Origin of the sequence: Sphingobacterium lactis (genome assembly GCF_051951495.1) — a bacterium.
GTDB classification, from domain to species: Bacteria; Bacteroidota; Bacteroidia; order Sphingobacteriales; family Sphingobacteriaceae; genus Sphingobacterium; species Sphingobacterium lactis_A.
In genome coordinates this window covers 53,346-67,948 of sequence record NZ_JBNHAS010000006.1, presented here as the reverse complement: position 1 = coordinate 67,948, position 14,603 = coordinate 53,346, and the positions used below count along the sequence as shown (strand labels likewise).

Annotated in this window: 10 protein-coding genes; 5 read left to right on the top strand and 5 right to left on the bottom strand. The window is 36.3% G+C overall.

Going from position 1 to position 14,603, the window contains the following annotated elements; translation table 11 throughout:
• Nucleotides 1–12 precede the first annotated feature (12 nt).
• The 3 genes from ACP6L2_RS17095 (at nt 13) to ACP6L2_RS17085 (ending at nt 5,713) form a co-directional block, all read left to right on the top strand.
• A complete protein-coding gene (locus ACP6L2_RS17095; protein ID WP_440510464.1) occupies nt 13–2,793 on the top strand; it encodes a TonB-dependent receptor domain-containing protein in 2,781 nt (926 codons plus the stop codon).
• A gap of 6 nt (nt 2,794–2,799) precedes the next feature.
• Entirely contained in the window at nt 2,800–4,116 is a 1,317-nt protein-coding gene (locus tag ACP6L2_RS17090; protein ID WP_440510463.1) for a DUF4876 domain-containing protein, read from the top strand.
• Between the two features lie 61 nt (nt 4,117–4,177).
• Entirely contained in the window at nt 4,178–5,713 is a 1,536-nt protein-coding gene (locus ACP6L2_RS17085) for a DUF6850 family outer membrane beta-barrel protein (RefSeq protein WP_440510462.1), read from the top strand.
• Nucleotides 5,714–5,769: 56 nt separating this feature from the next.
• On the opposite strand, the gene ACP6L2_RS17080 is transcribed toward ACP6L2_RS17085, so the two are convergent.
• Nucleotides 5,770–6,174: a hypothetical protein gene (locus tag ACP6L2_RS17080; protein ID WP_440510461.1), complete on the bottom strand. Its 405-nt coding sequence runs from the start codon at nt 6,172–6,174 to the stop codon at nt 5,770–5,772.
• A 276-nt stretch (nt 6,175–6,450) separates the two neighbouring features.
• On the opposite strand from ACP6L2_RS17080, the gene ACP6L2_RS17075 reads away from it, so the two are divergent.
• Nucleotides 6,451–6,894 carry a hypothetical protein gene (locus ACP6L2_RS17075; protein ID WP_440510460.1) on the top strand — a complete coding sequence of 148 codons (444 nt, stop codon included), beginning with the start codon at nt 6,451–6,453 and terminating at the stop codon, nt 6,892–6,894.
• 54 nt (nt 6,895–6,948) lie between these two features.
• On the opposite strand, the gene ACP6L2_RS17070 is transcribed toward ACP6L2_RS17075, so the two are convergent.
• Genes ACP6L2_RS17070 through ACP6L2_RS17055 form a run of 4 tightly spaced genes read right to left on the bottom strand, consistent with a single transcriptional unit; the run spans nt 6,949 to nt 13,499 of the window.
• Nucleotides 6,949–7,917: a phosphodiester glycosidase family protein gene (locus tag ACP6L2_RS17070; RefSeq protein ID WP_440510459.1), complete on the bottom strand. Its 969-nt coding sequence runs from the start codon at nt 7,915–7,917 to the stop codon at nt 6,949–6,951.
• Between the two features lie 11 nt (nt 7,918–7,928).
• Nucleotides 7,929–8,723: a DUF4397 domain-containing protein gene (locus ACP6L2_RS17065; RefSeq protein ID WP_440510458.1), complete on the bottom strand. Its 795-nt coding sequence runs from the start codon at nt 8,721–8,723 to the stop codon at nt 7,929–7,931.
• Nucleotides 8,724–8,727: 4 nt separating this feature from the next.
• The gene (locus ACP6L2_RS17060) at nt 8,728–10,329 is read right to left on the bottom strand and encodes a SusD/RagB family nutrient-binding outer membrane lipoprotein (RefSeq protein WP_440510457.1); all 1,602 of its coding nucleotides are present in this window, start codon (nt 10,327–10,329) and stop codon (nt 8,728–8,730) included.
• An 11-nt stretch (nt 10,330–10,340) separates the two neighbouring features.
• The gene (locus ACP6L2_RS17055) at nt 10,341–13,499 is read right to left on the bottom strand and encodes a SusC/RagA family TonB-linked outer membrane protein (protein WP_440510456.1); all 3,159 of its coding nucleotides are present in this window, start codon (nt 13,497–13,499) and stop codon (nt 10,341–10,343) included.
• 515 nt (nt 13,500–14,014) lie between these two features.
• Between ACP6L2_RS17055 and ACP6L2_RS17050 the strand changes: the two genes are divergently transcribed.
• Nucleotides 14,015–14,581: an RNA polymerase sigma factor gene (locus tag ACP6L2_RS17050; RefSeq protein ID WP_440510455.1), complete on the top strand. Its 567-nt coding sequence runs from the start codon at nt 14,015–14,017 to the stop codon at nt 14,579–14,581.
• Nucleotides 14,582–14,603: the final 22 nt, after the last annotated feature.

The following is a 14,603-nucleotide window of genomic DNA, read 5'->3' as shown; positions in this document are numbered from 1 at the left end:
TAACAGTAAAAAATGAAACATTACCCTTCATTGGTCTCTAGTATTTTGTTGCTTATATTATTAATAACAACAAGCTCCTTATTTGCACAAACCAAAGTGTTAAAGGGTCGAGTTATTAATGAAAAAAATCAGGGAATTGCAAATGCGTCTATAAAGATACCTGATTTGGGAATACAGCTTTATACGGACAGTCTAGGAAATTATAGTCTTCAAATTAACAATAAAATTGCAGATCGAACAGTAGTTATTTATTCATATCTCGGAAAAGAAACAGAATCAAGGGAGTATAATTTGCAAAAGATAAATTCCTTTCCAGCTATTCTGTTGAAGAATTCAACTTTTGCATTGGATGAAATCACCGTTCAAGCGAAACAGGGTCAACAAAGTAATTCCTCTTTGTTAATAAATAGGGACATGATTGAGCGCTATCCTTCTTTGAGCTTGAACGACATTTTAAATTTCCTTCCCAATCGTCGTATCATGGCGCCCTCCGTTCAAGCCATGCAGAATGTAAACCTTCGAGGAGCTTTTGCGGAGACAAGCGGATCTGCCAGAAATGTCAATCAAATGAATAATGCATTTGGAACAGCAATCATTATGGATGATATGGTGCTCAGCAACAATTCAAACATGCAGAGTCGCAATCCAAATATCACTGGTTTATCACGCGCAAACTTATCCGTTAGTAGCGCAGATTATAGTATAGGAGGGGATAATACCGCGTCCAATTACAGTGGAGAAAGTGCTTTTGGTGGTGTTGATATCCGTCAAATTCCAACGGAGAGTATAGAAAGCATTGAAGTAATTTCTGGGGTTGCTCCTGTACGTTATGGTGATATTACCGATGGGGCTATTATTGTAGAAAGACAGGCAGGGAGAACACCGGCGTTTTTCAGGTTACAAACCAGAAATGATGCAACCTCTTATGGTATGTCCAAGGGATTTAAATTATCACCAACTCTTGGAGACCTAAATTTAGATTTATCTTATGTCAACTCCTATGCAGATAATCGAGATAAGCTAAAACAATATGAGCGTATTAACGGTTCGGCAATCTGGACCATTCGCTATGGTAAATCGGACAAATGGAAACAAACTGTATCAGGTACATACAATAAGACTTTAGACGGTGTAAATAAAGATCCAGATGATGCTGAATCCACTGCAGTTACCTTTGGAGGATGGAACTACAGTGTTTCATCGCGATTGAGCTACCAACCTAACGGTTCTTTTTTGAAGCGTATAGGATTTAATCTAGGCCTACAAGAAGGTCATCAGGTATCCTATCGAGAATATTATTACAACGATGCTTATGTCCTTTATACCGACACAACGGGAACTGGTGTCGTAGAAGGAACTTATGATACTGGTCAGTATACCGCCGTAAATCATATCGACGGAAGGCCAATAAGTATTAATGGTCGACTTGAAGCCAATGCTGTTGCAAAAATAGCAGGCTTAACACACTACCTCAATTTTGGGACAAATGTAGACTATTCGAAAAATAATGGTCTCGGACGTATAAGTGATCCTAATAGACCGAATAAAGGGATAGGTCAATATTCAGAACGATATTATGATTACTCCTTAATACATCCTTCATGGAATATTGGGTTTTATTTGGAAGATAGAATTAACGCTAAGTTAGCAGGAAAACCATTGAACATTACAGCAGGGGTTCGTATGGATTTTCAAAATGGACATCCTTCCATTTCCCCTAGAACAAATTTGAATTACAAGTTGAATGAGCACAGCAGCCTAGGACTAGCTTATGGTTTAGGATTTAAGTCTCCAAGTTTGGCTCACCTTTACCCAGGTCCTACGTTCATGGAAACTATATTATTAAATGCCTATAATGGACTAGTCAATGAGAGTACCAACCGAATTTTTGTATATAGATTTGACCCTAAATCTGAACAGTTAAAACCACAGTTCTCCCAAACTTTAGAAGCAACTTTCAGATATGGAAAAGATGGTCATCATTTAGCATTCAATACTTACTACAAGGCCAATCGTAGAGGATTTAATTCAACTAGTTTTCGCGAAATAATCGAATTGCCAAAATATGACGTCATTGCAAGACCCGGAGAAAAACCATTGGTTGAGCAAATTGGGAGCACGAAATACTTCATAAGACCTTCCCAAATCTTAAACGCTAATGACATTGACAACCTTGGTTTTGAAGTCATGTATTCCACTCCTAAAATACCTGGTATCTATACATCTTTCAATGTTGCAGGTGGATTTACCAGTAGTGTCAATCAGGATTATTATAACTCCGAAAAGGAGTATAATCGAGATGGCTCTGACCCTAAGGATGTCACCATTGGAATATACCTTCCTCTGAAAAGACAAAATTTCTTTAGTCAAGGCCGTATTGGTTCATCAACGCACTTCCCGAGATTACGCCTTATCGTTGAAATGATTGCTGATTTTCAATTGATGAATGTGCAGAAGACCGTTAAAAGCCAGTATTTTCCATTAGCATATTATACACGAGATATGGAATACGTGGCTATCGATCAATTCAACATGAATAATCCGCAGCATGCATTTTTATATGACCAACGCAAGAAGGAATTTGAAGAAGCTAACGATAAAGGCAATCTCCTTTACGGCAATTTACACTTAAATGTGGCAAAAGAAATTGGCGATAATCTCCGATTATCTTTTAATGTATATAACTTTTTAGATTACCAACCTCGCATTCGTCGTTCCTCGGGAACCTCCTTATCTGTACTTACACCAAACATGCCTCCAAACTATGGAGCTCAAATAACGTATAAATTTTAACTCATCATGAAAAAAATACTCTTATTCTTCAGTGCGCTAGCAATTTTTGCTTCTTGTTCAAAAGATGGTCCAGATACGGCAACTGCCAATCTTGATTTACAACTTTCCTATGCTAACGAATCCTATAATACTGCATTAAAGGATAAAGAAGTTACCATTCGATTTAAAAATCTTCTAAATGGATCTACAACAGAAGTAAAACAAAAGAATGGTTTAATTCAAATTCCTAATCTTTCTCCTGGTTCTTACGATTTAGAGGCAAGCATTACTTTTACTCAAGAGGAGTTTAAGCTATTGACAAATGAGGACATCAATATGGCAACCATCACCTTTAATGCCTCGGCCAAAAAAGTGGAGATCATCAACAACAAGGAGTTACAATTGGAATTGGTTGCCGGTGTTATGGGGAACTTTATCATCAAACAAATCTATTATGCTGGATCTGACCAGAAAAATGGCGCTATTTTTAGAGATCAATTCTTTGAAATCTATAATAACACAGATCAAGTATTATATGCTGACAGCCTTTATTTTGGACGTTTATGGGGAAAACAAACGCCTTCAGACTCAAAACATTATTTTCAACCAAATGGTCAATTTGACTGGTCAAAATCTGCTGAAATGACCATGGGTAATGCAGCAAACACTGATTATGTATACTTAAGAGACTTATTCATGATCCCAGGAACAGGTAAAACCTATCCGATTCAACCTGGAGAAAGTATCGTAATTGCGCAAAATGCTTTGAACCATAAAGTACCTTTCACAGGAAATAACGGTAAGGAAGTTTCTGTGAAAGACCCATCGCTGACCGTTGATCTTAGCAAGGCAGATTTCGAAGTTCACTATGGTGATCTTCCTGGCGAAACTCCTTTTGCATCGGATATTAACAATCCGAACGTCCCAAATGTCGAGGTGATTAATTACCAAGGAAACGACTGGATATTGGATAACCTTGGAAGAGATAGTTATTTCATTTTTAAAGGAAAAACAAGAGCTGAGGTTTTAGCATTAAAGAGTTATGCGGCACCATCTACCGCCCTTCCTGGACCAGATGCGACAAAGTATCGTCAATTACCAATTTCTTGGATTTTGGATGGTGTGGAAGTACAGCCTAATGTTGAAAGCAGTCAAATTCCCAAAAAATTGAATGCTTTTATTGATGCTGGTTTCCAAGTGGTCCAAAATGGTTCTTACTCTTCACAATCTATTATTCGCAAAACCGACAGTCAAGTTGGGGGACGTAAGATTCTACAAGACACCAACAACTCTAGCAATGACTTTATCAGCCAAAAAGCTGAACCTTGGGCATTCGCAAACTAATAACACTAAGGGAGCATACTGTTCTAAACGTTATGCTCCCCTATTTTGAATACTCCAATCCATGAAAATACATTTCAAATTATATTTCACCAGCCTAATTCTAAGCCTTTGTTGTGTATCTTCTTTAAAAGCACAGGAGAACGTAGATTACATCGAAAATTGGAATCTCAAGCAGACTTATGAATATCTTCTAAAAAACCGAGTATGGATAAAGGAAGGTATTAAGGATAATTTTAGCTTTTTAGAATTAGATGGTAAATATGAAAAGGGTAATTGGATGGAGGCACAAGATGCCAATCAGATTAGAAAACTAACATTTAAAACCGAGGGAAAACATGACCTGGGGAACTTCAGTGTTTGGGGAAATTTCCAATATAGCCGGATCATGGAAGACAGTGTGCAATTACGGCATCAAACCCGCATTAACCCCGATGCTCCTTTGTATTTCGGCTCATTGCGCAAGAACTACTATGAACGAGACCTCTACAAGATCAATGGCGTGGTACGTTATGATTTTGCGGATGGAGCAATGCCCGTAGGTATAGACTTTGATTATCGCGTGGGTAATCATTTTTCCAATAATGATCCTAGAGCAAGAATAGCTGATTATCAATTCAACACCAAGTTATTTGTGGGAAGAAAGTTCAATCAATTTGACATTTATCTATCTGGACTTTACGGATACGGTCGAGAACGTGTGGGCGTAGGCTACAAAAACGACCAACACATGAACAATACATCAGATCCATTATATGTCAATTGGTTAATGAACGGATTTGGTCGCACAAATCAACAGATTCGAGATATGAACTATAATGATGATATGGATTGCTATGGCTTGAGTCTTTTGGCTTCGACATCCATAAATCCTCAACATAAATTGAATGGAAAAATAGAATTTATCAAAGAAACTCAACTCTTCAAGTTCTTTGACAACAGTCCAGAAACCTTTACAAGGCTTAATAAATATAATCGACAAACCATATCAGCCGATATTCTCTGGAATACAACCTTTACTAATCCAAACAGAAACAGCTCGTTCAGACTACGATTAGGAAACATCCAAGGAGATGATTTTAACTATTCAATAAGCAGCAACAACTATGTCTTTTTGGAAAACATGGCCATACTAGAAACTGTTCAAGGTTGGAATAAATGGCAAGCGAAGGCATCAATCACCTATTTACAGCGCGATTCTGAAGATGGATCGATGGGTATAAACCTGGCGTATACACATTTACTTCCCTCTCTGAAATTAGGATATACGTTCGATCTAGCTGAAAAACATAGACTTCAACCGAGTATAGGATTTTCTTATCGTAAGGTATTAAAGGAGCTTTTCAAATACCCTGCTATTAGTCCAGGTATATTTACAGATGTTATCATGTTGAAGAATTACAATTTCTTTAGCACAGCGGCTTCACAATTTAGCTTTGGTTTAGACTATCAATTCAGAAAATCCTCTTCTACCGCATTTCATATTGGCTTGCATAGTGATTATTACAAAAGAGCTGACTTGAATACAGCCAATCCTTACTATCAATTTATTGGCAAGGATAGGTTAAATAGCAACCTTACTTTTTCAGTATATTTTTAAGGGTGAAAAGGAAGATCATTGGTCAAATCTTCGCGGATATAAGTGGATAGTAAATATTATATATTTACACGTGTGTCGGTTGCTAAATATGCTTTAAAAATAATCTGTTTATTTTTCTTCAATATTGGAATAAAAGTTTTGGGATATTTACCTGCTCGATGAAGTTCTAAAAAAATTGATTTAGGAACATTTTTTCGATGAAAATATGCTATACAATAATTGTCTAAAATAATTTTATTTGGATGTTCATTTAACATTGATTTCGGATTATCGAAAATTAATGGCTTTCCACTAATAATATCATATAGTTCAATTTTTATCCACACGCTATCTTTTGAGATACTATTGTCTTTAACAAATTCGGTTGTATATGTTCCTGTTATATGATCGTTGATTGAGAATTTGTGAGTTGTAGAACAACCTAAAATAAGTGCCGTAAAAAAGAATAAAAAATACCTCATTTAGCTAATTTTTAATTACTATATATTTTGACTGCATAGTTCGATGGTTTATATAAAACTTTTTTCCTTAACCAAATTTAACTAGATTTTTAAATTTTTATTCTTTCCATTGTTAATTTCCTTTAGCCAGATGGAAAACTCCAAAGATTTTTACACTCATAAATTACCGTATTGTAGATATAAATATAGTACTCATTATGGCCTGCAGCAATCGACCCGTAACACATTACGAACCAATTTAACTAATTTAGCAAGACGAGTATTATTAACCCAATCATGAAAACACGTTTCCAAGATCAGAAGCTAAGATTATCGGATTTTTACAGTAATGTAATTATCCAATGTCCTCGATGCAGCTTAAAGGCTATTGCTACAGTTGATTTTGAAAGCCGAAAAGCCCGTTTGCTTTGTGAAAACTGTACCTATAGTAAGGATTGTAGCACAGAAGCCTCTTTTTTTGGCACGACTGGAAATCTGATCATACCCGCTCACCAATACTTTTATGCCAACCTTTGGTTATTAGCTCCATTTAAAAATGATATTGTTTGGGCATACAACTATGAACACCTGGATTACCTAGAGTCTTATATAACTGCTAAATTGAGAGAACATAAGGATAGAGAACACTATACCCTATTAGAAAAATTACCTCATTTTTATCATGACCGAAAAAATAGAGTGACTTTACTTAAAATAATTGCCAAATTAAGGAATAAGTAAAATAAAAAAGGTACTCCGAGGAGTACCTTCTAATATTAATCATTATTAAGTATATTACTTCAACTGAACAAATCCAATAGCATTTCCTACCAATCGTTCATTGGTGTTTCCTGCTGGTCTATTAACCATATAATGATTAGGTTGATTTAGATCTCGAACAGCTAATGTTGTTGAACTTGCCCCATCTAATCCCATAGCATATTTTACCCCTAAGGCAGTATACAACTTCTGCAAATCGGAAAATGAAATTCCATTGGAATAATCAGCCTTTACGCCATCAACTATAATGGCATAAAGTTTTTTGGCGGCCGTCATTCCTAAAGAAGATTTCCCTCCTACACTAACATCTGTCTGCGTAATTGCATGATTATTATAAATCAACCATGTTGTTCCTCCAACTAAATGTCGAATAGTAGATACATCGATTGGAAATTGATTGGTCTCTCCAGTTGGTAATCCTTGAAAAATAATTTCACCAGTTTTAGTCAAACCAAAATAAGGTCTTACAGCTGAAGTATTGGTCTTTCTAACATAATCATTGAAAATAAATGTTCCTGTGGTCTCTCCACTTGCAGCAAAGGCATCGCCATTGATTGCTGCCATTATTTTCTGACCAGAAATCTCATTATATTTAGCCATCTCACTAGTCTTTTGAAGACCAAACAACTTATCATTATAAGGTGCTAAAGCTTGCATGGTTAAATTAGGATTCGCCAAATCTACAGACAAGACATACATACTCATCAAACCTTCATTCTTATTCACAAAACGAATATGTGTATATTCAATTCCTTCTGCCACTTTCTTGACAGAATCTAGTTTAAATTCCTTAATAACATCATTACCTGTCATTAACTGTTTAGTTAATGGCAACATATCATTATCAACAGGAATTGGTGGTTCCTCCTTTTTAGGACGGATGTATGGTGGAGGTGGTTCGTTATCAACACAGCTCATCAATGTTGTTCCCAAAAACAGCATGGGTAACAATTTTACAAATTTAAATACGAGTTTCTTTTTCATCATATACCCCCTTATCTAACTAAAAAGAATGAAACAAATGGCCTATTTGTCCTTGCAGGTGTTTTACCAAAGGAGGATTCATAACCTAAGGCATAAGCAGTATACTGTCTTTGATTAAGTATTGCACCAGCATTTACATAAGATGCTAATACAGTGCCTGTAGTACCTGTACCTGCTCTCCTTACTTTCCAAGTACGGGTCATATAACGGTTTAATGTAAAGTTCTCCGAGGACGTCATAAACTTGATATTACTTGCCACTAAAACATCAGCTACATGGCTTGTTGCTGATTGACCATAATAAAGATCCACAAACTCAACATCCGGCATTAGGTTCACAAATTTATATGAAGCATATCCAGAGTCAGGCATTACAAAAAATTCTTCTTGCAACATGGATTTTGTGTTCTGGGAAGTGTCTGCAACGTGAATGGTATAACTTTTACCTCCCTGTACGTCATAGCTAACTTCGTATAACAAAGAGTCTTTCAAAGGGTCTATTTTACTAGCCATACACACCTTAATATTTAACTTCCCTGGATCTGCAGTAAGGAAATCTGGTCTTGAATCACCATAAGTGTTATAACCACCGCCAGGATAAGGTTGACGTCCTTGGATGTTTGGGGTAACCCGTACATCATTAAATTTTACGAACATAAATCTATTGTCCGGATACATGCTTGCCATATTTATTTTTACGATGGCTTTGGACATATCAGGATATTCGACTTCACCGTATGTAATGATATTCTTTCCGCAACTCGCGAAGAAAATCAGTCCTATCAGTATAATAAATAATTTTTTCATAACATTAATTTTCTGAAGTTGAAAACCACAATTCCTTAGTCATATAATCCGGAGCTAAGGCACCCCATTTATCCAATTCTAGTGTGTTCCAGATGTATTCTGAATTGTACCTAGGTCGAACGCGGTAGGCGTATTTTCCACCATTATTAGGAAATATCCCGGTACCTGTCAATTGATTATACATTGGAAAAACCGTTGGGCTATAATGATATTTTCGGATATCGCACCATTGTTCCACACCGGCCCAACCCCATTGAGCAATATATTTTTGCCCCATAATGTCAGACAGTTTTAAATGGGCTGCAGTCTGCGCTACATCAGCACTGGCTAAATAAGCCGTAATATCCGCTTGTGACAATACGGGGTCAGGTGTTGAAGCGGCACGTACATGTGTATTGTAAAAAGCAAAATGACCACGAATACCTTCCAAATAAGATGCATGGGCATTATCCCTGTCTCCTTTAAGAAAGTAAGCTTCTGCTTTGGCAAATTGTAATTGAGAATAGGTCATAATCGGAAATCCTGCATCATCCTTAAAAATATATTTGCCAGTACGCGTACTTCCTTCATACTTTCCATTAGCATGTGTAAAATTCAGGTTGGCATTACCACCATTGATTACCGATCCAACATAAGTACTATCATCCTTCATTTGAATCATCACAGATAATCTCGGATCTACTACATCTTTTTGTCTCGGAAGTTCAACTGGTGTACCTCTCATACCGCCCGTCAATAATTTAACAATGACATCTGATACCAATCCATAATAAGTAGATGATAAATATCCGCCTTGTGGACCGTATGGATTAGAATCTTCACTTCTACTGGCACGGAATTTAACTAATGCATCATCCGCTGTTCCTTCAAAGGATAGATTCACATATTTAATTACTGAATCTGCATAATGCGTAGGAAAATCTGATTTATTAATTAAATGGCTATACTGTAGGGCATATAAGCCATGTATAAATTTGATCCATCGCTGCTTATTTCCTCTATATAGGTTATCTCCACCATTAGAATTCAACTTGGCACTATAATCGACTGGACTAACCTTCTGCAAGTATTGAATAGCAGAATCTCCCCATACACGAACTTTTGCATAAACCTCCTTCTGATCATGATATGGAAAACGTAATAGACCAGGGGTCAATGCTTCATCCAAAATGATGGGCCCATGGTAGTCCGTGAGTAATTGGTATCCCCATGCTTTAATTGCATAGCCTATACCTACATATTCATATTTTTGATTACGAATCCCGTCTTCAATCATGTCCTGCAAGTTCTTGCCATGATCTACATATACCATCCGCCACAATACACCTCCTAAATCTGAAGCTTCACTGTATCCATGTCGTTCTGGATAAAGGGATATTGTTGAAGTTGAAGACCCTACCATTCCTTGAGTGAATTTGAATAGAATTCTATTGTCTTGTCCTACTCCATCCGCCATGCGCCAAACGATCGGAGGTAATAACAGCTCTGCAGAAGCAGATTGTGGAAAAGATGGATTTTCATTTACATCTAAAAACTTATCGCAACTACTTAGGAAAATTGTTCCAAACCCTGCAATAAGAAGTGCTTTCTTTATAAAATTTTTCATAACAATTCTCCTTAAAGTTTTAACCGTAATCCAACATTAAAACCAATTGGTTTACCAATATTACCATAGTCCATTCCGTAACCACCAATTCCTCCTAAGGAAGCATTGTTCATATTACTTTCTGGATCCATTCCTGAATAATTAGATATCAAGAATAAATCTGTAGCTGTAAAAAACAATCCTAAAGAGGTGTTATTGCCTAGTCTTTGTGCAACAGCCTTAGGTAGTTCATAATTTAAGGTGACATCTCGCAAGCGCAGTGCATTAATATCTCTCTCTACAAACATTTCTGCCTGAATATTAGTCGAGTAATATAGATAATTATAATATGGAGTTAATGCAATCTGATTCTTGGTCGGATTAGCAGTATTTTCTAATCCATCTTTTAATACACCTGTAATAATCCTCGGTTTCTCACGATCCAATGTTTTCACGGAGTTACCTCGAGAATACATCTCATACTCTGTTCCATTCACAACATCTCCACCTACACGCAAATCCCAAAGGAAGGATAATGACCAATTTTTATACCTGAATTTATTAATCGTTCCAAGCATGAACTTTGGCGTACGATCTCCGATTGGATAATAAGTTGCATCAGAAATATAAGGTAGACCAGTAGCTGGATCAATTAAAATATCACCACGATCATTCCTCGCTAATTGAGTTCCTGAAACTGTACCTGTACTATAACCTGGGTGAGCCGCAGTACGTAAGCCCGATAATACCCATGTATCTGAATCATATAATGCAGGAAGATCGGATGGCAAATAGGTTAACATACCTTTGTTCTGGGTATAGTTAAAGGTGATATCCCAATTGAATTCTTTCTTACGAATTGGATTTACTTTAACTTGTGCTTCGAAGCCTTTATTAGATACGGTTCCACCGTTCATCATTTGTAATACAAACCCTGAACCATATGAAATACGTGGATTGATAATTTGATCTATACTATTACGTGTATAATAAGTGAAATCAAATGTTGCTCTCCTTTTTAAAATCGCCAACTCCAATCCTACCTCGAAATCCTTTGTAGTTTCTTTTTTCAAATTTGGGTTACCACCATAATAAGAATACTTATATCCGCCTCCGGTTGCATTTGATCCTTCCAAATTGTTACCTAATGAATAAGTACGGAATGGTTGCTTTCCAGTCAAAGATACAGAGGAACGCAATTTACCATCGTCTAACCAAGGAAGGTTTTCTTTAAGATATTTTAGATCTCCAAAATTAAAGGCTAAGGAAGCAGATGGATATGCAAAATATGGATTGAATTGCTTAGGTGATGATTTTGGCCCATTTAATCTTGATGCTCCATCCAAGCGGGCGGAAAGAGTAAAGAATAAAATAGACTTATAGCCACTTATCCACTGACCAAACCAACCAACATTTCTATATTGGTTATAAACACTTAGAGCATTTCTAGTTTCTGGCGAAGTATTGTTGATATTATAGAAATTAGGATCATAAAATTTCTCTCCATATTGAGATTCCGTATCATAATCATACATATCAAAGCTACTACCTAATATGAATGTAGCATTGTAATTTCCCCAATCCCTAGTCGCCCTCGCAGTTAATGACCCAGTGATTATTCTAGCTGATTTATCATACTGTTGAAATCTACCACCGGTTTCATCGCCTGCGCTTCCAGAACCACGATATGATTGCGCATGATAGACAGATTCTCCATGTGTAGTGGAATAATCAAGTCCTAAAATACCCGTTACTGATAACCAATTGGTAAAATCGTAGCGAATATTCGTATTGGCTAAGAAACGATTTACTTTATCATAAGATGTATTTTTATATGTGTCCCAGAATGGGTTATCGTATTCTCCATAAATTGTTCCATTGGTAGTAACCCGATTTCCTAACTCATCTATCCAGTTTCGCATATCCAAGGAAGGATTAAAGCGTAAAAGAGAAATCAAGTAACCATTTGCCCCCCTTCTTGCCTTATCGTTATCCGAGTTAATATAGTTAAAGGATGTCTGCAATTTAAGTTTATCTGTGATATTGGCTGTTGCTCCTAATCGAGAAGAAAAACGAGTATATCGAGTATTTGGTGTAACACCAAGGTTATCTGAGTACTCATTAGACCATCTGTAGGATAATTTATCTGAACCTGATTCAAGCCCCAAATTATGCTTTTGCGTAAATCCTGTTCTAAAAAATGCACCTATGTTATCATAAATCTGTGTTCCCTCAGGATATTTAGGACCAAAGAAAAGAGTCGATACGGCGCTGTAAACTCCGTTAGTTCCAGGACCATAGGTAAGTTGTCTCTCTGGCCAGCGATTAAAAGTTTCCCAACGAAAAGAATTATTATAACCCACTGATCCTCGTCCGGATTTAGCCTTTTTGGTTGTAATTAAAATCGCACCTCCGGCCCCTTGATTTCCAAACAAAGCTGTTGCTTCTGGACCTTTCATGATCGTGTAACTCTCAATGTCCTCCGGATTAATGTCTAATGCACGGTTAGAATAATCGTTATCTCGATTGCTTGTATTATACGCTAAATCATTTTCATTAACAGTGGAGTTATCCACTGGTACCCCATCGATAACAATCAAGGCATTGTTCTCTCCTGAAATGGAAGTAAAACCTCTCAAGACTATTTGAGCAGATGCACCTGGTGCACCGTTCGTAGAATTAATAGACAATCCGGGAACACGACCCGCCAAGCCATTAAAGAACCCTTCGCGTTGTGTCTCTGCAACGTCACTTCCATCGACTATCGGTGTGGAATAACCTAAAGATTTTTTGTCACGGGTGATACCGTAGGCAGTAACAACTACCTCTTCGATATTTCCCGTGTCCTCTTCCAAGGTAACATTGATTCTACCTGGGACAACGGTCACTTCCTTACTCTGATGGCCTACTATAGAGAAACGTAATTTGTCTCCGTCTGAAGCTTGGATAGTAAATTCTCCACGATCATTGGTCTGTGCAGCTCCACTCTTGCCTATCACACGAATTGTAACACCTGATAATGGACCATTTTTATCCCTGACAACTCCCGAAACCTGTCTTTGTTGTTCGGAGCTTTCGCCATGTAGCGCTATTACATGGATTTCCTTGGTCCGCCAGTAGGAATGGGAATTCCCATATATAGGCGATATCGCAAAGCCCAAAGCAATAGAAAATAATAAAGCTTTTTTCATTGTTTTGAATTAATAATGATGATTTATTGGTTCTGTTTATTTCATAATACCTCTACTTCTTAAGAGAGGTCGGTTATTAAATTTTCATATTTTAGGTTGCTGTTTTTTTTTAAAAAAGCAGTCATGTAATTAATTAGTTATACAATATTATAAAATAGATTTCACAAAACGTGCATTTTTATGCGCTTTTTTATATCAATAATGAGTAAAATATTAATTCAACTCCTAAAATATAAGACAGAAAACAATATTTTGAAATAAAAGCTGCAAAAAAGTGCAAATAAAAAAACAAATAAAAATTACTTAACAGACAATAAGTTTATATCGATTTACCTAATAACTAAAAAACAAAAAGAAAGTTTTTAAATTATATAATCGTACATTTGAAAAATCGTATCACCAATAAAAAACAGTTAAGCAGTACTTTTGACCAATTTAATATTGTAAAATCATTTTTTGAAGCATACCCTAGGGTGTGTTTTTAAATGATATTTAAAACTGGAATATTTTTTCAAATGAATGAAGAGCAAAACACGGCCTATTCAACACTCTTGACTGCTATTGAGCAAAGCAATGAAAAAGCTTTTGTTATGCTTTATGACCTTTTCTCAAAAGATCTCTCCAAATACATCCTTTCTAAAGTCTCTGATTTAGATTTAGCCCAGGATATTCTACATGATCTCTTCTTATCAGTTTGGAAAAATAAAGATAAACTTAAAGAAATTAAAAGCTTGCCTGCTTACCTGTATAGTTCGTGCAGATATTTAATTATGGCTTACTATCGTAAAAGAGTTAATTCGGAAGTTTCAGAATTCGACTTAAGCCAATTGGATATATTGGATGAATCTGTAGAACTAGAAGATCGACTACACTACCGCTATATTATTGATTTAGTGGAACAGGAAATAGAAAATCTTCCTGAAAAATGTAAGGCTGTATTCAAGATGAGCCGATACGATTACTTAAGCAATAAAGAGATTGCTACGCGTTTGGACATCTCGGAATCCACTGTCGAAAAGCATATTAACAAAGCCATTTCACGTCTAAGATCTATTAGTAAACTGTATACCATCCTTGTTTAACTGATATTTTTATTACTGAATA

Bases quoted from the DNA above. Each gene is read 5' to 3' on its own strand.
- ACP6L2_RS17095 (WP_440510464.1), top strand. From the start codon at position 13: ATGAAACATTACCCTTCATTGGTCTCTAGTATTTTGTTGCTTATATTA.
- ACP6L2_RS17090 (WP_440510463.1), top strand. From the start codon at position 2,800: ATGAAAAAAATACTCTTATTCTTCAGTGCGCTAGCAATTTTTGCTTCT.
- ACP6L2_RS17085 (WP_440510462.1), top strand. From the start codon at position 4,178: ATGAAAATACATTTCAAATTATATTTCACCAGCCTAATTCTAAGCCTT.
- ACP6L2_RS17080 (WP_440510461.1), bottom strand. From the start codon at position 6,174: ATGAGGTATTTTTTATTCTTTTTTACGGCACTTATTTTAGGTTGTTCT.
- ACP6L2_RS17075 (WP_440510460.1), top strand. From the start codon at position 6,451: ATGAAAACACGTTTCCAAGATCAGAAGCTAAGATTATCGGATTTTTAC.
- ACP6L2_RS17070 (WP_440510459.1), bottom strand. From the start codon at position 7,917: ATGAAAAAGAAACTCGTATTTAAATTTGTAAAATTGTTACCCATGCTG.
- ACP6L2_RS17065 (WP_440510458.1), bottom strand. From the start codon at position 8,723: ATGAAAAAATTATTTATTATACTGATAGGACTGATTTTCTTCGCGAGT.
- ACP6L2_RS17060 (WP_440510457.1), bottom strand. From the start codon at position 10,329: ATGAAAAATTTTATAAAGAAAGCACTTCTTATTGCAGGGTTTGGAACA.
- ACP6L2_RS17055 (WP_440510456.1), bottom strand. From the start codon at position 13,499: ATGAAAAAAGCTTTATTATTTTCTATTGCTTTGGGCTTTGCGATATCG.
- ACP6L2_RS17050 (WP_440510455.1), top strand. From the start codon at position 14,015: ATGAATGAAGAGCAAAACACGGCCTATTCAACACTCTTGACTGCTATT.